General features: G+C 55.4%; 19 protein-coding genes. 13 read left to right on the top strand and 6 right to left on the bottom strand.

The window, feature by feature from the left end; all coding sequences use genetic code 11:
* Positions 1 to 2: 2 nt before the first annotated feature.
* Positions 3 to 1,163: a rod shape-determining protein RodA gene (gene rodA / locus B152_RS0120485; protein WP_026261756.1), complete on the top strand. Its 1,161-nt coding sequence runs from the start codon at positions 3 to 5 to the stop codon at positions 1,161 to 1,163.
* Between the two features lie 31 nt (positions 1,164 to 1,194).
* Here rodA and B152_RS0120480 read toward each other — a convergent pair whose 3' ends face one another.
* Entirely contained in the window at positions 1,195 to 2,481 is a 1,287-nt protein-coding gene (locus tag B152_RS0120480) for a nucleotide sugar dehydrogenase (protein WP_020594326.1), read from the bottom strand.
* A 206-nt stretch (positions 2,482 to 2,687) separates the two neighbouring features.
* Between B152_RS0120480 and B152_RS0120475 the strand changes: the two genes are divergently transcribed.
* Positions 2,688 to 3,140 (top strand): PAS domain-containing protein, encoded by a 453-nt coding sequence (locus tag B152_RS0120475; RefSeq protein ID WP_020594325.1) that lies wholly within the window; start codon positions 2,688 to 2,690, stop codon positions 3,138 to 3,140.
* Positions 3,141 to 3,167: 27 nt separating this feature from the next.
* On the top strand, positions 3,168 to 3,584 hold the full coding sequence (locus B152_RS0120470; protein ID WP_020594324.1) for a hypothetical protein: 417 nt from the start codon (positions 3,168 to 3,170) through the stop codon (positions 3,582 to 3,584).
* Between the two features lie 36 nt (positions 3,585 to 3,620).
* Here the strand turns inward: B152_RS0120470 and B152_RS0120465 are convergent, their stop codons facing one another.
* Both B152_RS0120465 and B152_RS0120460 read right to left on the bottom strand, forming a co-directional pair.
* Positions 3,621 to 4,439 (bottom strand): sulfite exporter TauE/SafE family protein, encoded by an 819-nt coding sequence (locus B152_RS0120465; protein WP_020594323.1) that lies wholly within the window; start codon positions 4,437 to 4,439, stop codon positions 3,621 to 3,623.
* A gap of 279 nt (positions 4,440 to 4,718) precedes the next feature.
* Complete coding sequence (locus B152_RS0120460; RefSeq protein ID WP_020594322.1) at positions 4,719 to 5,279, bottom strand: nitroreductase family protein; 561 nt, start codon at positions 5,277 to 5,279, stop codon at positions 4,719 to 4,721.
* A 305-nt stretch (positions 5,280 to 5,584) separates the two neighbouring features.
* Here B152_RS0120460 and B152_RS0120455 point away from each other — a divergent pair, with 305 nt between their 5' ends.
* From B152_RS0120455 to B152_RS0120435, 3 genes are all read left to right on the top strand, one after another.
* Complete coding sequence (locus B152_RS0120455; protein ID WP_020594321.1) at positions 5,585 to 5,791, top strand: (2Fe-2S)-binding protein; 207 nt, start codon at positions 5,585 to 5,587, stop codon at positions 5,789 to 5,791.
* A gap of 546 nt (positions 5,792 to 6,337) precedes the next feature.
* Positions 6,338 to 9,010 (top strand): aminopeptidase N, encoded by a 2,673-nt coding sequence (pepN, locus tag B152_RS0120440; protein ID WP_020594318.1) that lies wholly within the window; start codon positions 6,338 to 6,340, stop codon positions 9,008 to 9,010.
* Positions 9,011 to 9,190: 180 nt separating this feature from the next.
* Positions 9,191 to 9,526, top strand: coding sequence for a DUF2489 domain-containing protein (locus B152_RS0120435; protein WP_020594317.1), 336 nt, complete (start codon positions 9,191 to 9,193; stop codon positions 9,524 to 9,526).
* Positions 9,527 to 9,653: 127 nt separating this feature from the next.
* Here the strand turns inward: B152_RS0120435 and B152_RS0120430 are convergent, their stop codons facing one another.
* Both B152_RS0120430 and bluB read right to left on the bottom strand, forming a co-directional pair.
* Positions 9,654 to 10,922, bottom strand: a complete 1,269-nt coding sequence (locus tag B152_RS0120430; protein ID WP_020594316.1) for a SulP family inorganic anion transporter — start codon at positions 10,920 to 10,922, stop codon at positions 9,654 to 9,656.
* Positions 10,923 to 11,082: 160 nt separating this feature from the next.
* On the bottom strand, positions 11,083 to 11,721 hold the full coding sequence (bluB, locus tag B152_RS0120425) for a 5,6-dimethylbenzimidazole synthase (RefSeq protein ID WP_020594315.1): 639 nt from the start codon (positions 11,719 to 11,721) through the stop codon (positions 11,083 to 11,085).
* A gap of 204 nt (positions 11,722 to 11,925) precedes the next feature.
* Between bluB and cobU the strand changes: the two genes are divergently transcribed.
* From cobU to B152_RS0120395, 6 genes are all read left to right on the top strand, one after another.
* Positions 11,926 to 12,465: a bifunctional adenosylcobinamide kinase/adenosylcobinamide-phosphate guanylyltransferase gene (gene cobU / locus B152_RS0120420; protein WP_020594314.1), complete on the top strand. Its 540-nt coding sequence runs from the start codon at positions 11,926 to 11,928 to the stop codon at positions 12,463 to 12,465.
* A 69-nt stretch (positions 12,466 to 12,534) separates the two neighbouring features.
* Positions 12,535 to 13,569, top strand: coding sequence for a cobalamin biosynthesis protein CobW (gene cobW, locus B152_RS0120415; protein ID WP_020594313.1), 1,035 nt, complete (start codon positions 12,535 to 12,537; stop codon positions 13,567 to 13,569).
* 108 nt (positions 13,570 to 13,677) lie between these two features.
* A complete protein-coding gene (cobN, locus tag B152_RS0120410; RefSeq protein ID WP_020594312.1) occupies positions 13,678 to 17,412 on the top strand; it encodes a cobaltochelatase subunit CobN in 3,735 nt (1,244 codons plus the stop codon).
* 53 nt (positions 17,413 to 17,465) lie between these two features.
* Complete coding sequence (gene cobO / locus B152_RS0120405; RefSeq protein WP_020594311.1) at positions 17,466 to 18,125, top strand: cob(I)yrinic acid a,c-diamide adenosyltransferase; 660 nt, start codon at positions 17,466 to 17,468, stop codon at positions 18,123 to 18,125.
* A gap of 112 nt (positions 18,126 to 18,237) precedes the next feature.
* Complete coding sequence (locus B152_RS0120400) at positions 18,238 to 18,861, top strand: flavin reductase family protein (protein ID WP_020594310.1); 624 nt, start codon at positions 18,238 to 18,240, stop codon at positions 18,859 to 18,861.
* 57 nt (positions 18,862 to 18,918) lie between these two features.
* A complete protein-coding gene (locus tag B152_RS0120395) occupies positions 18,919 to 19,677 on the top strand; it encodes a sulfite exporter TauE/SafE family protein (RefSeq protein WP_020594309.1) in 759 nt (252 codons plus the stop codon).
* A gap of 15 nt (positions 19,678 to 19,692) precedes the next feature.
* On the opposite strand, the gene cbiB is transcribed toward B152_RS0120395, so the two are convergent.
* Positions 19,693 to 20,676, bottom strand: coding sequence for an adenosylcobinamide-phosphate synthase CbiB (gene cbiB, locus B152_RS0120390; protein WP_211212262.1), 984 nt, complete (start codon positions 20,674 to 20,676; stop codon positions 19,693 to 19,695).
* A 129-nt stretch (positions 20,677 to 20,805) separates the two neighbouring features.
* Here cbiB and B152_RS0120385 point away from each other — a divergent pair, with 129 nt between their 5' ends.
* Positions 20,806 to 21,933, top strand: a complete 1,128-nt coding sequence (locus tag B152_RS0120385) for a sirohydrochlorin chelatase (protein ID WP_020594307.1) — start codon at positions 20,806 to 20,808, stop codon at positions 21,931 to 21,933.
* The last annotated feature ends 11 nt before the right edge of the window (positions 21,934 to 21,944 follow it).

Below are 21,944 nucleotides of genomic sequence, written 5' to 3'. Positions count from 1 at the left end.
AAATGGCGCAACGAGCACAATATCTTGGACGGCATAATCCGGAGATCTCTCTCGGGCAGAAAATCTGGCAATTGAATTGGGGGATGGTTCTCCTGGTCGGCATTATTGCGACGATGGGGCTTGGGATGCTCTATTCTGCGGCTAACGGGAGCTTTGATCCCTGGGCTTCGCGCCAGGCAGTCAGGTTCGGCATCGGTATGGTTCTGATGCTGCTTGTTGCTTTGGTTGATATCCGTTTTATATTCCGTGTCAGTTATCTGTTTTATATCGTTGCGCTGTTGTTGCTGATTGCCGTTGAGGTGATGGGCAGTATTGGTATGGGAGCGCAGCGATGGATTGATCTGAAATTTATTCAGCTGCAACCTTCTGAGTTGATGAAAATTGCGATCATTCTTGCACTGGCCAGATATTTTCATGGTGTGTCGCAAGAAGATATTGGCAGGCCGGCTTTTCTCCTGGTGCCGTTATGTATGGTTTTGCTCCCGTCTGCCTTGGTGCTGCGACAGCCTGACCTGGGAACGACGGGCATGCTGGTTCTGGCATCAGGAGCAATTTTCTTTTGTGCCGGGGTGCGTCTCTGGAAGTTTGTTATTGTACTTATTTCCGGGCTTGCGGCAATTCCCATAGGCTGGCAGTTCCTCCATAGCTATCAGCAAAACCGGGTTTTGACCTTTCTTGATCCGGAGCAGGATCCATTGGGGACCGGTTATCACATTCACCAATCCAAGATCGCCTTCGGTTCGGGGGGGATTTTTGGGAAAGGTTTCTTGCAGGGATCACAAAGCCACTTGAATTTTCTGCCGGAAAAACAGACTGACTTTATCTTTACAATGCTGGCAGAAGAATTTGGTATGGTTGGAGGACTGGTGCTGCTCAGCCTTTACCTTTTGCTGATGATTTATGGCGTTGCCATTGCTGTGCGCAGCCGCAACCAGTATGGCAGACTTCTGGCTATTGGCTTGACTTTTAACCTGTTCCTCTACGTTTTTATTAACATTGCCATGATTATGGGGCTGGTCCCGGTTGTGGGAGTTCCCCTGCCGCTTATCTCTTATGGAGGGACTGTTATGCTGACTGTCATGATGGGGTTGGGGATGGTGATGTCGGTCTGGCTTCACCGTGACATCAAGATATCCCGCAGAGGTGTGCAGGACGACTTCTAAACAAGGGCCGTCCTGCGCGGTCTGTAAAAGCTTAGAGGCACCAATAGCCGAAAGAAGAGGCAAAATCTCTTTTTCGCCACATGCCTTTCATGTCGGCGATCAGGCCATTTGGCTTTAGCAGCTGTTCGATACTGCTGTCGGTTAATTCCAGATATCCCGCGTGAGGTACGGCTCCAATAATGCAGTCGTAGGGTTCTTCACTCTCCAGAGATGTTTTGAGGGGGATGTTGAAGAATTTCTCCGCCTCAGCAGGGTCGGCCATGGGGTCGTGGACCTCTACCTGGTGACCCAAGAGTGTTAAAGCAGAAACGATATCTGTTACCTTGGTATTCCGCAGATCAGGAACGTCTTCTTTGAATGTTAGACCCATGACGAGTGTTTTGGGGCTCTTGATGTCAGGCGCTTTGGTTTTCAAGGCGAGATGAATGGCATTGCTGACAGCATCACTCATGGCCTCATTTGTCGATCGTCCTGAAAGAATAACCTTCGGATCATGTCCAAATGACTTTGCGCAGTGGGCAAGGTAATAGGGGTCAACGCCGATACAATGCCCACCCACAAGGCCGGGTTGGAAATTGAGGAAGTTCCATTTGGTTCCTGCAGCTTCAAGAACATCGTAAACAGAAATGCCAAGATTTTGAAAAATCACGGCAATTTCATTGACAAAGGCGATGTTGATATCCCTTTGCGCATTCTCAATAACCTTTGCGGCTTCGGCGGTTTTGATGTTTTTTGCCAGAAAAATATTGCCATTGTTCATGGTGCCATAGATTTCACGCAAGCTTTCGGCCACAGCAGCGGTTTGACCAGCAACAACCTTGGTTATCCGGTCGACGGTGTGCTCCCTGTCGCCAGGATTTATTCTCTCTGGCGAGTAGCCGAGAAAGAAATCCCGCCCACATTCGAGCCCGGATATCTCGGCAAGTATGGGGCCGCATATATCTTCGGTAACACCAGGGTAGACAGTGCTTTCATAAACAACAATATCACCGTGTTTGAGCACTGTTCCAACAGTCTCTGATGCTTTTCGAACAGGGGTAAGATCTGGTTGATTATTGGGGTCGACAGGGGTGGGGACCGTCACGATATGGATATCATGCCCGTGGAGTTCTTCCTGACTGGAAGTCAGGTGAAGCGTAGAGTTGCGCAGATCCTGGGAAGAAATTTCTCCTGTTCTGTCATGCCCTTCCCGGAGTTCTTCGATCCGGGCTTCATTGATGTCGAAACCGGTTACTTTGTAGTGTTTGGCAAGATGGATGGCGAGGGGGAGCCCTACATAGCCCAAGCCAATGATTGTGATTTGTGGTTTTTCCGACATAGATTTACTTACTCACTGGGATGAAATTTCATCATTTTTAGGGGATAAATTTGGATGAGGCAATCTCCTTTCCCTTTTCAGACTGGTTTATCAGGAGATCAGTTGAAGGTGTTTTTCGTTCTATCCGTGTGGCTTTGACGATTTATTTACCAATATGGTGATATTAAAACCGCTGTGTGTTTGTCATGAAAACAAAAGGTTGCCTGATGGCTGAGTATACAGGGATAGAGCGTCGACTTGTTTTTCGCTTGCTGGATTATTGGGAGCGACAGAAGAAAGAGCGCAGCATGCCCGGTTTGGAAGACATCAAACAGGATGATCTGGGGGATGATTGGGACTGGTGTTTCCTGATTTCATTAGGCGACGAAGGGGAGAATCCTGTTTTTGTACATGTCGGTTCGCTGATCTGGCCAACCGAGCGGGGGCTCCTTAAGGGGACAGCTGTACTGGACTGCCCGGAACCGAGTTTAATTAAGCAGGCAACGGCTTTCATGCCCCGCGTTCTCAAACTCGGCGTTCCTGTCAGTATTGGAGGCGAGTGCGAAGATGGCGGGGACAAATTATTATACCGTAGCACCCTGATGCCACTTTCTTCGGATGATGTTTTCGTTGATGGCTTGTTTGGGGGGGCTAATTGTCGCAAGGTTGCTAACGGATAAGAAACCACCACAGGGTTCAGGGGTTATATGTCGCAGGTTGTTTCATACGAGGTAGATACTTATCAGAATAACAGGTGGGTCCTGGAATGTGTCCTTGATGACAAGGATATGGCGCTTTCGACTGCCAAGCGTCTGTATGATACCAAACGCTTTGCTGCGGTTCGGATTGTTCAGGAAACCTACGATGAAGAGGTGAACTCCAGCAGGGAGCGGGTGATCTTCGAGACGACTGTTGCTGATCGTGAAAACCGTGCTGCGAAACATAGCCAGGTTAACAGCCCGCCGAAAGTTGATCGCTCTGAACGGCACCCTTTGCGAAAACGCCCGAGAGTGGAGCCGCCTGTGGTTCAGAAAAAAGGAACCAGCCTGTGGATCTTGCTTCTGCTGCTCTGCGTGATTGCTGGCGGCGGGATTGGGCTTCTGGCTTTCCTTAAAGGGCTGTAGGCAGGCAGGTTTTCCTGCGGGATCCGGGAAAGATCTTTATCCAAGCAGAGTATAGAACATCCGCAGGGATGTCAGCCCGAGGAACAGGGCAAAGGTCCGGCGCAGCCAGATACGGTTGAGTCTGTGGGCTATCTTTGCGCCCAGAGGAGCGAACAGCACCGTGGTCGGAAAGATCAGACAGAAGCCGACAAGACTGACATAACCCAGACTAAAAGGCGGGCGTTCCGCAACATCCGCGCCGATGAGAATAAATCCTGTCACACCGGGAATGGCGATGAGTAGCCCCAGGGCCGATGCGGTCCCGACTGCCTTGTGAATGGGGAAGCTGAAGGAACTGAGGACGGGTACTGAAAGGGTTCCGCCCCCGATCCCCATAATGGCTGAGAATGCTCCGATTATCAGAGAAATCATTGTGTTGAGCCAGGAGCCTACAGGCAGTGCCGGGCTCAGTGTCAGGGTTTCCGAGCGGACCATGTTCAGGGATACGAGCAGCGCAACCACAGCAAAGACGGCGGTGAGGACATCGCCCTTGACCTGTCCGGCGATAAAGGCCCCGAGTACAGAGCCCGCAAAAATCCCGAGACCCCATTTTTTCAGAAGGGCAATATCAACCGCCCCCTTTTTGTGATGGGCGAGCAAGGACGAAAGCGAGGTCGGGACGATGGTCGCCAGCGACGTCCCCACAGCCATATGCATGGCTGTGGAAGCGGGAAGATCGAGAAGGCCAAAGAGGTTGAAGAGCACGGGAACAATAACGATTCCGCCGCCAACGCCAAGCAGACCTGCGAGTGTGCCCGCGACGGCTCCGGTCAGGATCAAAAGCAGCCCTGTGTAAATAAGATCAATGCTGTCCATAGAAGAACCTGCCCGATGTCAGAAGAAAGGTGTCAGAAGGGATGAGACTATATTGTCCCGCGATCAGTTATCACCGCTGCATTAAAAACCACTGCAGGCATGCGGTAAAACAAAATGATGAGGCGAGACATCTGTATAACCCCTTTCTTATCTGACGCGGGGCTGACGGGGAAAGGTATCAGATAAATTTAGGTGACAGGTTTTCAGGGTCAACGACCAGAGGATCGGCCGGGCCAAACCGTTGCGGCGGTCTGGCCCGGCTTTTGCGATCCCTGGGGGCTACTGGCCCCAGTGGCGGGTGTAGTCGGCCGGGTCTGGACGGGCGCGCTCGCGTACCTCACGTTCGACCGAGCCGATGTAGAGGAAGCCGATGATGTCGGTATTTTCGTCCAGCTCCAGTCCCTCCCGGACCATGGGGTCATAGGCGGCAGCCCCGGTCAGCCAGATCGCGCCGTAACCGCGCTCGTGGGCGGCGAGCAGAATGTTCTGGGCGGCGGCCCCGGCGGAAAGCACGCGTTCGTTTTTCGGCACGCCGGGCTTTTCCTCGGTCATGACCGAACAGACCACGATCACCAGCGGGGCAAAGAGAGGGCGGCTGCGCTCTTTCTCGATCTGCTCTTCGGTGGCGTCAGGATTTCTTTTTTGCAACGCGCTGACAAAGAGGTCGGAGAGCTTGCTCCGGGCTGCACCTTCGACCACGAGAAAACGCCAGGGACGGAGCCAGCCGTGATCGGGCGCGCGGACCGCAGCCTGGAGCAGGTAATCGATATCGTCTTTGGAAGGGGCGGGCTCGACCATCCACTGCGGGACAATGGATTTACGGGATAAAAGAAAGGACAAAAACAGATCTCCTGTAGAGGTGGGCCAGAAAGGGGCAGGGCAAGCTCGGCTAAAAGCTCACCCGAAGACGCACCCGAATATGCATCAGCATAGGTACTGGAAACTTCCTGTGAAAGGTCATAGCGGAAAACCGCCGGGGCTTCATCTTCTTTTTCCTGATCTGGCTCCGGGTATCGCTCCCGATCGGGGACTTGATCAGGATCAAGGAGGAAGAATAACAATGTTGTTAATTTGTTTGCAATCAATTCTCATTTACACTACATCTATAGCGCGGATGAAAATCATTCTCATAGTGCGAGAAAAACATGTACGTTTGTCTTTGTAACGGTTTTACAGAAAAAGATGTCCGGAACGCTGTCGGACTGGGCGCCTGTTCTGTCGCGGGTGTCTATAAAGCCATGGATTGCGCGCCACAGTGCGGCAAGTGTGGCTGTGATATCAAGGACATGCTGGAGCAGGAACGAAATCTTGCGGTGCATTTTGCCTCGATGCAGAACCTGGCAGCCGAATAGGGCGTAACCGTCCTCCCTCCTGATAGGCTCCCTTTCCCAAGGGAGGGCTCCAGAGCTTTTCTCCCGCTTGTCCTGCGCGTCTGGCTGGTTTCAATCCATCATTTGAGCGCTGCTGTGTGGCTTATTGCTGACGGGGCAGAGTTTCGAGAGACTCCGGCTGGCCGATTCTTTTCCGGCTTTCGGGGTATTCCTCCCTCGGTTTACTCTCTTCCTTTTCCTTTATCCGGTTTTCCTTATTTCCGGTTTCTGGCATTTGCATTTATGGGCGCCAGGGCGGATACTTCCCCAGATACTCCTCCGGAGTAGATTCCAGAAAACCTTTCACAGACCAACGTCAATGTTTCCCTAATCGTATTAGGAGGATTGTCCTTGCTGTCTGTTTCAGACACTATGGAGATCTCCTGGGGGAAAATCCGGATTCACAATCTGGATTCCGGAGCACTTTTAAATCCACAGGAAAAAGAGGCTCTGGCAGTTTGTCAGGGCGCGTTTACTTCTTTGGTGATCAATTCCGATCAAAAGAGAAAAGCAGCAGGGTGAGGCACAATGAAGACTGAACAACCAAAAGCGATTAAATTACAAGACTATACCCCGCCTGCTTTTTTTATTGATCATGTGGATCTGGAATTTTTCCTCGAGCCGGAAGGCACCCGGGTCAAGTCCCTGCTCAAGGCCCGGCGCAATCCGAATTCCTCTGGCTCTGATTCCTCTGGCCCGCTGCATCTGGATGGCGACACGCTGGAGCTGCTCTCGCTTGCCGTCGATGGCCGGGCGCTGAAGGAGGCGGACTATCAGCTCGAGGAATTCTCCCTGCAAATCGACGGCCTGCCCGACAGCTTTGAACTGGCGGTCGAAACCCGGATCGACCCGGTCCTGAACACGCGGCTTGAGGGGCTGTATCTCTCCGGCGGGAATTTCTGTACCCAGTGCGAGGCCGAAGGCTTCCGCCGCATTACCTTTTACCCCGACCGCCCTGATGTTATGGCGACCTACAGCGTCACCCTGCATGCGGATCAGGCAAAATATCCGGTGCTGCTGTCGAACGGCAATCTGGTTTCCAGCGGCAAGGGACAAGACGGCAAACATTGGGCCAAGTGGCACGACCCTTTCCCCAAACCCTGTTATCTCTTTGCGCTGGTGGCGGGAGATCTGGCCTGTTACGAAGACAGCTATAAAACCGGCAGCGGCCGGGATGTTGCCCTGAAGATCTATGTGCAGCATGGCAATGAAGACAAATGTGCCTTTGCCATGGATTCCCTGATCCGCTCCATGCGCTGGGATGAAGAACGTTTCGGGCTGGAATACGATCTGGATATTTTCAACATCGTCGCGGTTGATGATTTCAACATGGGCGCGATGGAAAACAAAAGCCTGAATATCTTTAACTCCAAATGTGTTCTGGCCAGCCCGGATACGGCAACCGATGCGGACTTTGAACGGATCGAGGCGATTGTCGCCCACGAATATTTCCACAACTGGACCGGAAACCGCGTGACCTGCCGCGACTGGTTCCAGCTCAGCCTCAAGGAAGGGCTGACGGTCTATCGCGATCAGGAGTTTTCGTCGGATATGCGCTCGGCCCCGGTCAAGCGCATACAGGATGTCAGAACCCTGCGCGCGCGTCAGTTCCCCGAAGATTCCGGGCCGCTGTCGCACCCGATCCGCCCGGAAAGCTATATCGAGATCAACAATTTCTATACTGCCACGGTCTATGAAAAAGGCGCCGAGGTGATCCGTATGATGCAGGAAATCCTCGGGCGAGAAGGCTTCCGCAAGGGCATCGACCTCTATTTCCAACGCCATGACAATCAGGCCGTCACCTGCGAAGACTTTGTCGCGGCGATGGAAGATGCCAATGGCGTCGATCTCAAACATTTCCGGCTGTGGTACAGCCAGGCGGGCACACCGGATGTCAGTGCTTCCTGGCAACAGGATGCGGCGGCGGGCGTCTTTAGCCTGACCCTGTCACAACAGACCGCAGACACCCCCGGACAGCACGACAAACAGGCGCTGCATATCCCGCTGACCGTCGGTCTGCTGGGGCAGGACGGGCGCGATATCCCGCTGACCCTTCAGGGCGACAACAGCCCGGATAACAGCAGGAGCAACAGCAAAACCCTGCGGTTCGACCGCGAACAGCAAAGCTTTTCCTTCACCGATGTCCCCGCAGGGGCCGTGCCTTCAATCAACCGGGGATTTTCCGCACCGGTCAAGCTCTCGGCGATGTACAGCGATGACGAACTGCTGTTCCTGATGGAAAACGACAGCGACCTCTTTAACCGCTGGGAAGCGGCCCAATCCTCTGCCTCGCGCCTGCTGCTCAAGATGATCGGCGAGATCCAGTCGGGCCGGGAGCCTGTCTACACCCCCGGTTTTGCCCGGGCGCTGGCCCGCAATATCGCCAACCCCGACCTCGACCCCGCCTTTGTCGCCCAGCTGATGACCCTGCCGTCGATCAGCTATATCACCGACCAGATGCAAGTTGCCGATTTTGACGCGGCGGAAAAGGCGAAGACCTTTTTCAAACATAAAATCGCGACAGATCTGTTTGCCAGCCTGAAAGACCTGTACCAGCAGGGTGCAGACGGGATGGCCTACAGCCCCGATGCGGCCGCGATGGGGCGCCGGGCGTTGCGCACGGCGGCGCTGGACTATCTCGCGACCTTTGAAAATGATCCCACCTGTCGCGAACTGGTGGTGCGCCATTTTGAAGCCGCCGACAACATGACCGACCGCATGGCCGCGCTGACGCTCCTGAACGACTTTACAGGTGCCGAGCGCGAAGCCGCCCTTGCCGCCTTTGAACAGCGTTATCAGCAGGACCCGGTGGTGATGGACAAGTGGTTTATGGTCCAGGCCTGTTCGCGGCTGCCCGATGTGCTGGACCGGATCAAGGCACTGACCGCCCACCCCGGCTTTTCCTATAAAAACCCGAACAAGGTCCGGGCGCTGATCGGGGCCTTTGCCTCAGCGAACCCGGCGCGATTCCACGCGGAAGACGGTGAAGGCTATCGTTTCCTTGCCGACAGCATCATCCACATGAACGCGATCAATCCACAGGTGGCCTCGCGCATCCTCGCCCCGCTGGGCGGCTGGCGCCGGATGAATGTCCGGCATCAGAAAATGATGAAAGCAGAACTCAAGCGCATTCTGGCAACCGAGAAACTCTCAGGCGATGTCTATGAAATGGCCTCGAAGTCGCTGGGCAAAGAGGCTTAGGGTTTAGATTTTATTAGCCTTATTTATAGGCGGGAGCTTACTTTCCTATCGTAAAGAGTGGATTACCCATCCGCTCTTTACGATATGGGAAGGGATTGAAGTTACTGTACCCTTTATGGCGGTAGAATCTCTATAAATTTAAGTTTGTATGGGTTCAGCCATTATCTGGAAAAGCACTCCATGAAAATGAGTCATGAGGAATACGTCGAGAAGAAGAGGCAGCGCGCAGCAGAAGTGGCTCGTGGCATGATTGATGGCTCGGTGCATTATCTAGAAGGTGCAATTGAATTATCAACGCTCAGATTCGAAGTTGGCCTTTCTGAAGATGATAAGGACTTTTTAGCTTTTACTGTTGTGTCTTCTGAAGTCGATAATCTTCCTATTGGTGCTCCTAGGAAATATTGGTCTCAAGAAGCACTGGATCGACATGAACCTGAAGTCCAAGAATCTATTTTATGGGCAAAAAAAGTATCTTTTATCGAGTGTAAATCAATTGTTCTCAGGTTTAATTCTTAACAATTCAAAGTATCTGCTTTAGGTCGAAAGAGACCTATTGTGTTAACGAGTTTGTTCTTCTGCCTCTGAATTTACCTATCTTCCCTGAAGAAGGAGGCAGGAGCTGAAGCACTCAGGTTTCGATGCATCAGTACCTGTCGGGTGATGACCAGTCGCTTTCTACAGTTTTCCGGCGACTCAGACGCAGGGCCAGACCCACGGAGACACCAACGCCAATGGCCACCGTCAGATCAACAAGCACCGTCAGGGCGAGGGTGAGAAGCAAAAGCATAATGTCGCTTTTCCTGCCGCGCGCGTATTCGCGCCATTTGTGAGGTTCGGTCATGTTCCAGGCCGTCACGATCAGCAGGGCGGCAAGGGCGGGCATGGCCAGATAGCTTGCCAGCGGGGCAGCAAGTAACATCACCAGCAGAATGATCAGGGCATGGACGAGGCCAGCGACGGGGGTTTTTCCACCTGCCTTGATGTTGGTTGCGGTTCGGGCAATTGCGCCTGTCACGGGCAGACCTGTGAAGAGGGCAGAGCCGATATTGGCAATGCCCTGGGCCGTCAGTTCCGCATTTGGTCTGTGGTGCCCCGTGATCATTTTGTCGGCGACCATGGCCGAAAGCAGCGATTCAACCCCGGCCAGAAAGGCAATAACAAAAGCCGAGGGCAGAAGTTCAATAATCCGGGAGAGCGAAAAGTCGGGCAACTGCGGCCAGGGCATCTGGCTTGGCAGTTCGCCAAAGCGGGAGCCGAGGGTATCTACGGGCAGCAGTAGAAAGGCGACAAGGGCAGAACCAACCCCGACCGCCACGATAAGGCCGGGAAAGCGCGGGGCGGCCCGGCGCAGGATCAGGATCAGGGCGAGGGTGATCAGCGCAATGGAAAAAGTCGCCGGGCTGAAGCTTGTCCGGGCGTCCCAGAGCGCGGGGATTTTTTCCAGAAAGTCGGCGGGAACCCTGTCGAGGGACAGGCCAAGAAAATCTTTCAGCTGGCTGGTGGCGATGATGATGCCGATGCCAATGGTGAAGCCGTTCACCACGGCCTCGGGCACGAAGGCAATCAGGTTTCCGGCACGAAAATAGCCGCCAACCAGCAGAATAATCCCCGCCATAAAGCTTGCCAGAACCAGACCGTCATAGCCATGTTGGGCGATTACCCCGAAGACAACGACAATAAAAGCCCCGGTCGGTCCGCCGATCTGAACCCGGCTGCCGCCAAAAAGTGAAATCAGAAAGCCGCCGACAATCGCGGTGATCATGCCCTTGGAAGGGTCGGCACCCGATGCAATGGCGATGGCGAGGCTGAGGGGCAGGGCAACCATGGCAACGGTTGCTCCGGCCAGAAGGTCATGGACAAAAAGTTGCCAGCTATAGCTTTGGAGTGTCGTGAAAATCTTTGGTTGGCGCATTCTCGGGAGTCCGGCGTTGAATTGGCAAAATTTCACGGTCTCCTTCCCAGCCTTCCGGCTTACGCAGGGCTGTCTTAAAGAGATCGGACGATACACACAGAAAAATTCAGATTACTATAAGCTGCTGGCCGGGCTGAGTAAAAGAGGGTTTGGTTTTCTTTCAGCGTTTGAGGACTTTTCGGCAGTCGGCCTGCCGATCCTGCCAGCCGAGCTTGACCAGCTCGGGTGTGTCGTCTTCCTGTTCCGGGTAGCCGATGCAGCAGTAGGCGACCAGTTTCCAGTCTTCGGGGACTGCGAGTGTTTTGCTCACTTCGTCCGCGTCAAGGATGGAAACCCAGCCCAGACCGACGCCGTAGGCTCTGGCAGCCAGCCAGAGGGTATGGACGGCGAGCACAGCAGAGTACCGCAGCATTTCCGGCATGGACTGATGGCCGAGGCCGTGGCCCTGTTCTGTTTGTTCGTTGGCAAAAACCGCCAGCTGTACCGGGGCCTTGTCCATGCCTTCGAGCTTGAGACTGGCGTAAAGCCGGGCGCGGTCGCCGTCATAGCCCTCAAGCGCCTGGCTGTTTGCCCGTTGGAAATTTTCCCGGATGGCCTGCCGGGTGTTGTCGTCTTCAACCAGGACAAAGCGCCAGGGCTGGCTGTTGCCGACGGAGGGCGCAAGGCAGGCCAGATCAAGCAGGGTATCGAGCAATCCATCGGGCAGGGCCGTGGTTTTGAAGTGTCGGACATCGCGACGCCATTCCAGAAGCTGGGTCAAACCATTACAGAAGCTGTCGTCGAAATCCGGTTTTTTCATTGATCAGGGTGTCACTCACAGTTAAGGGGCGGCGCAGTTAGGGGGCCGTCCTGTAGAAATTTGCATGGAAAGCCGGAGACTGTCGAATGTTTTCTGGTGATTGCCTTGCCGATTGCCCTTTTGGCAAAATTGCCTTGCATCCTCTGGCGATCAAAGGGAAAAGTCATCTGTTATTGATGCAGGTGACAGGGGAGAAAACGGCCGATGACCGGGAGAGAAGCGTCTGTGCCACATACACTGGTTCTTGGTGGGGCCCGCTCGGGCAAGAGCAGTTATGCCGAGCAACTGGTCGAAGGCCAGCCGGGGGATTGTCTCTATCTGGCGACGGCGCAGGCCTGGGACGACGAGATGGACGCGCGGATCGACGAGCACAAGCTGCGTCGGGGGTCGCGCTGGCAGACCTTTGAAGAGCCGCTGGAACTGGTGGCGCGCTTGCGCAAAATCTGTCGCCCGGATGCGGTGGTGCTGGTTGACTGTCTGACGCTCTGGGTCACCAATCTGATGATGGCAGGGCGTGATCCTGACGTGGAAGGTGCACAACTGGTCGCGGCTTTACCTGAACTGGCGGGCCCGGTTGTGCTAGTTTCCAACGAGGTTGGATTGGGAATCGTTCCCATGGACAAGATGTCACGAGATTTCAGGGACCATGCAGGCCGATTGCACCAGCGCATCGCCGCGGCCGTTCCCTCGGTTGTTTTTATGGTTTCCGGATTGCCGATGCGGGTCAAGCCTGCAGCGGAGTAGCCGGATTGAAATGCTATTGAGGCCGCTTGGGCTGAATTTGAAAAACGAACGCAGGATTTAGATAAACAGATGGCACAGACTAAAAAAATTCCGGCAACAGTGATCACCGGATTTCTGGGTGCTGGAAAAACCAGCACGATCCAGCACCTTTTGAAAACCGCAGGCGGACGCAAGCTGGCGCTGATCATCAATGAATTTGGTGATCTGGGCGTGGACAGCGATATCGTCAAGGGCTGCAACATCGAAGGCTGCAATGACGAGGACGTGCTGGAGCTGGCCAACGGTTGTATCTGCTGCACCGTCGCCGATGATTTCATCCCGACAATCGAGAAGCTGTTGAACCGCGAAACACCGCCGGATCATATTATCATCGAAACCTCTGGCCTCGCCCTGCCCAAGCCGCTGGTCAAGGCGTTCAACTGGCCGGAAATCAGAACCCGCGTGACCGTGGACGGGGTGATTACCCTGGTTGACGGGCGCGCTGTGGCCGACGGGCTTTTTGCCTCCAACCCGCAGGCGATCGAAGCACAACGCGCCGCCGATGACAATCTGGATCATGAAAGCCCGCTGGAAGAACTGTTCGAAGAGCAGCTGGGCTGTGCCGATATGGTGGTGATCAACAAGCTTGATCTGCTGGAAGAAGGCGACATGGACCGGGTGCTGGAAGCTGTGCGCAAGGAAATCCGCCCGGAAGTGAAGATCGTCAAGATCTCGCACGGCGAGATCGATGCCTCGGTCCTGCTGGGACTGGAAGCCGCCGCCGAGGACGATCTGGACTCGCGCCATTCCCATCACGATGACGGCCACGAGCACGATCACGACGACTTCGAAAGCTTTGCTGTCGAGTTCGGCGAGATTGCTGACCCCGAAGCGTTGATCGCCAAGTTGCTGCCAATCGTCGCCAAACACGAAATCCTGCGGGTGAAGGGCTTTGTCGCCGTTGCCGGCAAGGACATGCGGCTGGTTGTTCAGGGCGTCGGTAGTCGTTTCCAGCAGTATTATGATCAGGAATGGTCTGATGCCGCAGTCCGTCGCAGCCGTCTGGTGGTGATCGGCGATCACGACATGGACGAAGCGGCAATCCGGGCCGAAATGACGGCCTGATAAGGCTTTTAATCTGTGGGAGGGGGCGTTGTTTTGAGGCTTTCTCCCGCTTCCTGATCCTCTGGGGCCAATCTTTCGTGGGCCATCGCAGGCAAAGAGAAGACGTTTATGCATCTGTTACAAGCCCAGCCGGGGATGATTGCCGACGGGTCTGACGCCGTTGATTTGGGGCAGTCGCCCGGTGATATCCTGATCCTTTCAGCCGCGGATACCGAACTGGCCAGTCTGGTTCAGGCCCGCCAGCTGTTAGGAGACGGTTATCCCACGCTGCGGCTGGCCAACCTGATGCAGCTGTCGCACAACATGTCTGTCGATCTTTATGTCGAGGATATGGTGGCGGAGGCCAAATTTGTTGTTGCCCGTATTCTCGGCGGAATTGGCTACTGGCCCTATGGTGTGGAACAGCTCAGAGCCGTCTGCAAAGCGAAAAAAATCCCGCTGGTGCTGCTGCCGGGCGATGATCAGCCCGATGCCGAGCTGGCGGCCTATTCCAGCGTTTCGCAGGAAAGCTATCACCGGATCTGGCAGTACTTTATCCACGGCGGCCCGGATAATGCGCGCAATTCGCTCTGTTATCTGGCGTCTCTGTTGGGCCGGGAGTTTGACTGGGTCGAGCCTAAACCGCTGTTGCGTGCGGGGGTCTACTGGCCCGGTCTTGATACGCCTGATCTTGACGATCTGAAAGCGAAATGGATCGAGGGCGCACCCGTTGCCGCAATCGTGTTCTATCGGGCGCTGCTGCAATCCGCCGATCTGGCCCCGGTTGATGCGCTGGTCCGGTCTTTGCGCGACAAGGGGATCAATCCGCTGCCGCTCTATTGTTCCTCGCTCAAGGAGCCGGTTTCTGCCGGGATTGTTAGCAATTATCTGTCTGAGGCCGGGGCGGGGATCATCCTCAATGCCACAGGTTTTGCGATTTCAACGCCGGGGGCCGAGCGCAAGCAAACGCCGTTTGATGTGGTCGATTGCCCGATCCTGCAGGTGATTTTTTCCGGCGGCAACGAAACAGCCTGGCGTGAAGGTCTCAGCGGTCTGTCGGCGCGCGATATCGCCATGAACGTGGCCCTGCCCGAAGTGGACGGACGTATTCTCTCCCGCGCGGTATCGTTCAAATCTGAAGCCCGCTTTGATGCGGCTACAGAATGCTCGGTGGTCTGCCATCAGGAAGTGCCGGACCGGATCGACTTTGTCGCTGAGTTGGCGGTCAACTGGCTGCGCTTGCGAAACTGCCCGGCGGCAGAGCGCAAGGTGGCGCTGATCATGGCCAACTATCCCAACCGGGACGGGCGCATGGGCAACGGGGTCGGCCTGGATACTCCGGCAGGAACCGTCGAACTGCTCAAGGCTATGGCGGCGGCGGGTTATGACGTGGCCGATATCCCCGGGGATGGCAACGCGCTGGTCGAACGCATGGCTGAGGGACCAACCAACGCAGCGGTGGACGGGCGCATTGTGCGCGAGAGCCTGAGCCTTTCGACCTATCAGGCGTTTTGGCAGGCCTTGCCCGAAGCGGTACGTGACGCCGTCGAAGAACGCTGGGGCGGGCCGGAGAAAGATCCTTTCTTCATGCCGGAACAGTCGGCTTTCGCGGTGTCGGCCTTTCACTGTGGCAAGATCATTGTCGGGCTGCAGCCCGCGCGCGGCTACAACATCAATCCGGTCGAGACTTACCATTCGCCCGATCTGGTGCCGCCGCATGGTTATCTGGCTTTTTATGCCTGGCTGCGTCAGGCCGAGCAGGTGCACGCCATTGTCCATATGGGCAAACACGGCAACATGGAGTGGCTGCCGGGCAAGTCACTGGCGCTGTCGAGTGTCTGTTTCCCGGAAGTTGTTTTCGGGGCGATGCCGCATCTCTATCCCTTTATTGTCAATGATCCCGGCGAGGGGACCCAGGCAAAGCGTCGGGCCCAGGCGGTGATCATCGATCACCTGACCCCACCGCTGACACGCGCTGAATCCTATGGGCCACTCGCAGATCTGGAACAGCTCTGTGATGAGTACTATGAAGCGGCGGGGGTTGATCCCCGGCGGCTTAAGCTGCTGCGGGATGAAATCCTGAAGCTGACGCAAAGGATCGGACTGGACAAGGACTGCGGTATTTCCGAACAGGATGATGAAGATGCTGCCCTGTCCAAGCTGGATAACTATCTTTGTGAACTGAAGGAAATGCAGATCCGCGACGGGCTGCATATCTTTGGCCAGTCGCCGGAGGGGCGCTTGCTGCATGATCTGTTGGTCGCCCTGACCCGACTGCCTCGGGGCGACGGCAAGGGCGGGGATGCCTCGCTGATCCGAGCTTTGGCAAAAGATCTGGGCTTCCCGTTAGAATTTGACCCGCTGGATTGTCGGTTCGGTGATGCCTGGAACGGGCCACGCCCGGAGGTGCTGCAGGGTGAAGGCAGCTGGCGCAGCAATGGCGACACGGTAGAGCGTCTGGAAATTCTGGCCGCCCGACTTGTGGCTGGCGAAATTGAGGTGCCGCAAGACTGGCCCGCGACCTTTGCGGTTGTGACAAAGATCCAACAACAGCTTGCGCCGATTGTGCGGTCCTGCGGGGCCAGCGAAATCGATGGTGCCTTGCGCGGACTGGACGGACGCTTTGTTGAGCCGGGACCCTCTGGTGCGCCAACCCGGGGCAAACCGGATGTGCTACCGACGGGGCGGAATTTCTATTCGGTTGATTCGCGGGTCGTGCCAACCCCTGCGGCCTGGCAACTGGGCTGGAAGTCGGCCAATCTGATGATCGAGCGCTACCGTCAGGAAAACGGCAGCTGGCCCAAACGCATGGTCTTGTCCGCCTGGGGCACCTCGAACATGCGTACCGGCGGCGATGATATTGCACAGGGACTGGCCCTGATGGGGGTGCAGCCGCAGTGGGAGCCAACATCGCGTCGGGTCATCGGGTTCGAAATCCTGCCGCTGTCGGTGCTGGACCGTCCGCGGGTTGATGTAACACTCCGGGTCTCGGGTTTTTTCAGAGATGCCTTCCCGGCACAGATTGATCTGTTTGATTCCGCAGCCCGCGCTGTTGCCGCGCTGGATGAACCAGAGAAAATGAACCCGCTGGCGGCAAGAGTTGTCACGGAAAAAGCCGAGCTTATGGCGCGGGGACTGGACGAGAAGACGGCAACGCAGCGATCCGGCTATCGGGTTTTCGGCTCCAAACCGGGGGCTTATGGCGCGGGACTACAGGCCCTGATTGACGAGCGCGGCTGGGAAAATGACGGTGATCTGGCCCGGGCCTATATTGCCTGGGGCGGTTATGCCTATGGCAGCGGCGGTAATGGGGAAGCCGGGCACAGCCTGTTTGAAAACCGCCTGCGCGATGTCGAGGCGGTGGTCCACAATCAGGATAACCGCGAACACGATCTGCTGGATTCTGATGACTATTATCAATTCGAAGGTGGTGTGACCGCGGCGATCCGTCATCTGTCCGGCACGCAGCCTGTGGTGTATCACAACGACCACTCCCGGCCGGAAAGTCCCCAGATCAGAACCCTGCAGGAAGAAATTGCCCGTGTGGTGCGCGCCCGTGTGGTTAACCCCAAGTGGATTGAGGGGGTGATGCGCCACGGTTACAAAGGGGCGTTCGAGATGGCGGCAACAGTCGATTATCTTTTTGCCTTTGCCGCGACGGCGAAAGTAGTTGAGGATCATCATTTTGATGCTGTGTTCGACGCCTATCTGATGGATGACAGCGTGCGCGAATTTCTGGAACAGAACAATGCCGCGGCCCTGAAGGAAATGGCGGAACGTCTGATCGAGGCACAGGACAGAAACCTGTGGCAAGCGAAGTCGAATTCGGCGCGGGCGATGCTGGAACAGCTTGCCGCCAGTTGATAAGCTGGCGGGAAAAGAGAATTGAGAAATAAACAGGATTTGGGAGAAACAGAATGTCCGAAGCAGAAAACCAGCAGGACGAGAGCACTCTGGATCAGGCGGCTTTTGAGCGCGCGAACGAAAAATCACGTAAGCGCAAGGCCGCCAGAGACAAGATGCTTTCAAGCAAGGTGAATGAAAAAGGTCTGATCATCGTTCATACGGGCAAGGGAAAAGGCAAGTCCACAGCGGCTTTTGGTCTGGCAACCCGCGCAGTTGGTAACGGCATGAAAATCGGGGTCGTCCAGTTTGTCAAAGGCAAGTGGGAAACCGGGGAAAAATATGTGCTGGAGAAATTCCCTGATCAGGTCGAGATGTACGCTCTGGGCGAAGGCTTTACCTGGGATACGCAAGATCGGGCGCGGGATATCTCTGCGGCCGAGAAAGCCTGGGAAAAATCCAAGGAAATGATCAATGCTTGTCGCGGGGAAAACCCGAAATACAACATGATCATTCTGGATGAGCTGAACATCACCCTGCGCTATGACCATCTGGTGCTGGAAGAGGTTATCGATTTTCTCGAGGACAAACCGGAAGATCTGCACATCGTCATCACCGGGCGCAATGCCAAGGATGAAATGATTGAGATTGCTGATTTGGTCACCGAAATGACGCTGGTGAAACATCCATTCCGCGATCAGAATATCAAGGCTCAGCGCGGTATCGAGTTCTGATTTATCCTGAATCTGTTTTGAAAAGGGCGGATTTTCCGCCCTTTTTCTTTGCCCGAAAAGCGTCTAGGCTCCTGTTCCTTTCATAGACAGTATGTATTTCAGGAGAGCAGGAATGTTTTTTCAGCCGGGGCATCATCTGGAGCAGGGATTACCGCATAACCCTTTCAAGGGCTGTGTTCTGCCGCGCCCGATAGCCTGGATTTCAACGCAGTCCGCCGCCGGTGTCTGTAATCTTGCTCCTTTCAGTTATTTTAACGCTTTTTCCGATGAACCGCCGATAATCGGCGTTGGTTTTTCGCCCGATGGCCGTGAAGAGGGGATCAAGGATTCCCTGCGCAATATCCTCGAGACCGAAGAGTTCGTGTTTAATCTGGTGTCCTGGGAACAGCGGAACGCCATGAACGAAAGTTCCAAGCCGGCTCCTTTTTCTGTCGATGAGTTTGAGGCAGCAGGGCTTGAAAAATTATCCTCGACTATGGTCACACCACCCCGGGTCAAGGGGGCGCCAGTGCATTTCGAATGCAGGTTGTTCAAATCACTTGAACTGCCCGCCAATGCCGCAGGTCAGCATTCTACGATGGTACTGGGCGAGGTTGTTGGTATTCATATTGATGAATCCTGCCTGACCAATGGGCTGGTCGATGCGACGAAAATGCGCCCTCTGGCCCGGCTCGGCTATCAGGATTACGCTGTGATCAACGAAGTTTTCCAACTGGTACGACCAAAAGCCGGATAGTCTCTCTAAACTGATCAATCCAACGCGCGAGTCGCGGGTGATCCCGGGGGGAAAGAAATGGAACAGCTGTTAATCTGGACAGAACTCCTGTTGCCGGAATTCTGGATGGTGCTGGCTTGTGGATTGGTGGCCGGGCTGTGCCGGGGGTTTTCCGGCTTTGGCCTTTCTGCCCTGATCGTGACGTCCCTGACGCTGATCCTGCTGCCCAGCGAAGTGGTGCCGATTGCCCTGCTGCTGGAGATGATCTCCAGTCTGGTGATGGCGCGCATGACCTGGAGCGCCATCCATTGGCCGCTGTTACGCTGGTTACTGATAGGGGCTGCGCTCGGCGTGCCCATTGGGGTTCTGATCCTCAAGTTTATTGCACCCGACCCCTTGCGAATTGCGATTTCTCTGAGTGTTCTGGCAGCAAGCCTATTGCTGTTTTTTGGCCGTTCACTTGTATTGCGTGAAACCGGGGGACGAAATTTTTCAGTTGGCCTGCTGTCCGGTTTGGCCAATGGGGCGGCGTCAATCGGTGGCCTGCCCGTGGCGATCTATATGATGGCCGTGGCACTGCCTGCCGAAGCTGTCCGGGCGACGCTCAATCTCTATTTCCTGATTCTGGATGCCTATGGCACCGGGGCACTGATCTTTGCAGGGCTGCTTGATCTGGTGACTCTTGCCAGAACCGCAGTGCTGGTGCTTCCTGTACTCTTGGGGATCTGGCTGGGGAACAAGGTTTTCAAGCGCAGTTCGGCGCTGCACTATCGTTATTTTGTGCTTTGTCTCTTGATGGTTCTGGCGCTGCTGGGGCTGGCAAAAAGTTTGCTCTAGGTCCCTTTAAAAAAATTACAATAGGGAAGGTAGCAACAGGGTCGCAACGGCGACCAGCATCCAGAAACCTGCGCCGAGATAGAGTTTGAGCGCCTGGCGGATATCGGGAGCGTCGAGATCTTTTCGGCCGCCGTCGCCCATAAAGGGGTCATCGACCACGTAGCCGGGATAGGTCCGGGGACCCGCCAGGGCAAAGCCAAGTGCTCCGGCCACGGCAGCTTCCTGCCAGCCAGCGTTGGGTGAGCGGTGTAAACCGGCATCACGGAACATGATTCTCAAGCCTCGTGATGGCGAGGCACCCGGCACCAACAGAGCGGCAAGAACAAAAAACAGTCCGGCGAGGCGGGCCGGGATCAGGTTGACCAGATCATCCAACCGGGCCGCAAACTTCCCGAAGGCTTCATAACGCTCGTTCCTGTGGCCGATCATGCTGTCGAGAGTGTTGATTGCCTTGTAGGCACAGATACCGGGCAGGCCAAAGACTGCAAACCAGAAAACGGGTGCAACGACCCCGTCGGAAAAGTTCTCGGCCATGCTTTCGATGGCGGCGCGACTGATCCCGGCTTCGTTCAGGCTTTCGGGGTCGCGGCCAACGAGATGGCGAATAGCGAGGCGACCAGACTTCAGGCCAAGGGCGAGTTCTGTCGCAACATGCTGTACCGCTTTGCCCAACCCGCGATAGGCAATCAGGCTGGAAGCCAGAAGCGATTCGATAATCCAGCCATGGGGGACTTGCCCTGAAAGGTGTGAGAGTATAAGACCGACAGCAGTACTTAACGAGATGATCCCCAGAGCCAGCAGGGCGCCGAGAACGATACGGAATGACCGACTGTCCCGATTACGGTTTAGCCGGATTTCTGTGAGTTCTATGGCTTTGCCGATGAGGACCACGGGGTGGGGAATGATCTTGTAGAGGCGTGTCGGATCCCCGATTGCCGCATCGATCAGGATGGCGATGATCAGGGTCAGGACGGGTAAAAAAAGTGGCTCTTGGAGCAAAAAGGACAATAACATGGCGTGACAATGTTAGCGCCGCTGTTCCAGGTCAAGTACTCGTGTGCGTGGATAGATAAAAATACTGTACGAGGGGACCGAAGATGTCGCCGTCAAATAGGAAGAGATGAGAAAATGGCAGAGAACGGAACCAAGATTGGTGTGATGGTCTGTGGACATGGCAGCCGTGATGAAGGCGCTGTGCGCGAGTTTGACTCCGTTGCCCGCGGGATCCGCGAACGCCTGCCCCAATATGTGGTCGACAGTGGTTTCCTTGAATTTGCCACACCGATTATCCGCACCGGTCTGGATAACCTGCGCGAAGCCGGGCACGATCTGGTACTGGCGATTCCGGGAATGCTCTTTGCCGCCGGGCACGCCAAAAATGATATTCCGTCGGTGCTGAGGACCTATGAGGCGCAGCATCCGGAAATGAAAATCGAATATGGTCGTGAACTGGGCATTGATCCGAAACTGATCGCCGCCGCCGGGGCGCGTATTCAGGAAGCCGTCGATGCGGCCAATGCCAGCAGCGGCGAGGTGCCGATCCATGACACCATGCTGATGGTGGTCGGGCGCGGTGCATCTGACCCTGATGCCAATTCCAACGTCAGCAAGGTCATGCGTCTGCTGTGGGAAGGTTTTGGTTTTGGCTGGGGCGAAGTCTGCTATTCCGGTGTGACCTTCCCGCTGGTGGAGCCGGGTCTGGAACACGCCACCAAGCTTGGCTATAAACGGATCATTGTTTTCCCCTATTTTCTTTTTACAGGAATACTGGTCAAGCGCATCTATGACTACACGGATGTGGTTGCTGCACGCCATCCAGAGATTGAATTTGTCAAGGCGCCTTATCTGTCCGACCATCCAAAGGTGCTGGATGCCTTTGCCGACCGGGTACAGGAAATTCTGGACGGCGCGAACCTGATGAACTGCAAGCTCTGCAAATACCGCGAGCAGGTGCTGGGTTTCGAGGCCGAGATCGGTCTGCCGCAGGAAAGTCATCACCACCATGTGGAAGGGATCGGGACGGGGCCTGCGGAAGACCATGCTCACGATCATGCGCATAGTCACGGGCATAGCCATGACCACGGGCATGATCACAATCACGGGCATGACCACGGGCATGACCACGATCATGGACACAGTCATCACGATCATAGTCACGATCATGCGCACGGGCACGATCACCACCATCATCCCTATCCCCATGCGGATCACCCGCTGGGGCCGGTCACCATGAAAAAGGGCGTCAAGGGCGTCTAGTCCGGGCAAGG

The sequence above is a fragment of the Kiloniella laminariae DSM 19542 genome (genome assembly GCF_000374005.1).
In the GTDB taxonomy this organism is placed as follows: domain Bacteria; phylum Pseudomonadota; class Alphaproteobacteria; order Kiloniellales; family Kiloniellaceae; genus Kiloniella; species Kiloniella laminariae.
This window is presented reverse-complemented; position numbering and strand designations above follow the sequence as displayed.

Bases quoted from the DNA above. Each gene is read 5' to 3' on its own strand.
- B152_RS0120385 (WP_020594307.1), top strand. From the start codon at position 20,806: ATGGCAGAGAACGGAACCAAGATTGGTGTGATGGTCTGTGGACATGGC.
- B152_RS0120400 (WP_020594310.1), top strand. From the start codon at position 18,238: ATGTTTTTTCAGCCGGGGCATCATCTGGAGCAGGGATTACCGCATAAC.
- cobW (WP_020594313.1), top strand. From the start codon at position 12,535: ATGGCACAGACTAAAAAAATTCCGGCAACAGTGATCACCGGATTTCTG.
- B152_RS0120430 (WP_020594316.1), bottom strand. From the start codon at position 10,922: ATGCGCCAACCAAAGATTTTCACGACACTCCAAAGCTATAGCTGGCAA.
- B152_RS0120480 (WP_020594326.1), bottom strand. From the start codon at position 2,481: ATGTCGGAAAAACCACAAATCACAATCATTGGCTTGGGCTATGTAGGG.
- cobO (WP_020594311.1), top strand. From the start codon at position 17,466: ATGTCCGAAGCAGAAAACCAGCAGGACGAGAGCACTCTGGATCAGGCG.
- B152_RS0120395 (WP_020594309.1), top strand. From the start codon at position 18,919: ATGGAACAGCTGTTAATCTGGACAGAACTCCTGTTGCCGGAATTCTGG.
- B152_RS0120455 (WP_020594321.1), top strand. From the start codon at position 5,585: ATGTACGTTTGTCTTTGTAACGGTTTTACAGAAAAAGATGTCCGGAAC.
- cobN (WP_020594312.1), top strand. From the start codon at position 13,678: ATGCATCTGTTACAAGCCCAGCCGGGGATGATTGCCGACGGGTCTGAC.
- B152_RS0120435 (WP_020594317.1), top strand. From the start codon at position 9,191: ATGAAAATGAGTCATGAGGAATACGTCGAGAAGAAGAGGCAGCGCGCA.
- B152_RS0120475 (WP_020594325.1), top strand. From the start codon at position 2,688: ATGGCTGAGTATACAGGGATAGAGCGTCGACTTGTTTTTCGCTTGCTG.
- rodA (WP_026261756.1), top strand. From the start codon at position 3: ATGGCGCAACGAGCACAATATCTTGGACGGCATAATCCGGAGATCTCT.
- bluB (WP_020594315.1), bottom strand. From the start codon at position 11,721: ATGAAAAAACCGGATTTCGACGACAGCTTCTGTAATGGTTTGACCCAG.
- B152_RS0120465 (WP_020594323.1), bottom strand. From the start codon at position 4,439: ATGGACAGCATTGATCTTATTTACACAGGGCTGCTTTTGATCCTGACC.
- pepN (WP_020594318.1), top strand. From the start codon at position 6,338: ATGAAGACTGAACAACCAAAAGCGATTAAATTACAAGACTATACCCCG.
- B152_RS0120470 (WP_020594324.1), top strand. From the start codon at position 3,168: ATGTCGCAGGTTGTTTCATACGAGGTAGATACTTATCAGAATAACAGG.
- cobU (WP_020594314.1), top strand. From the start codon at position 11,926: ATGACCGGGAGAGAAGCGTCTGTGCCACATACACTGGTTCTTGGTGGG.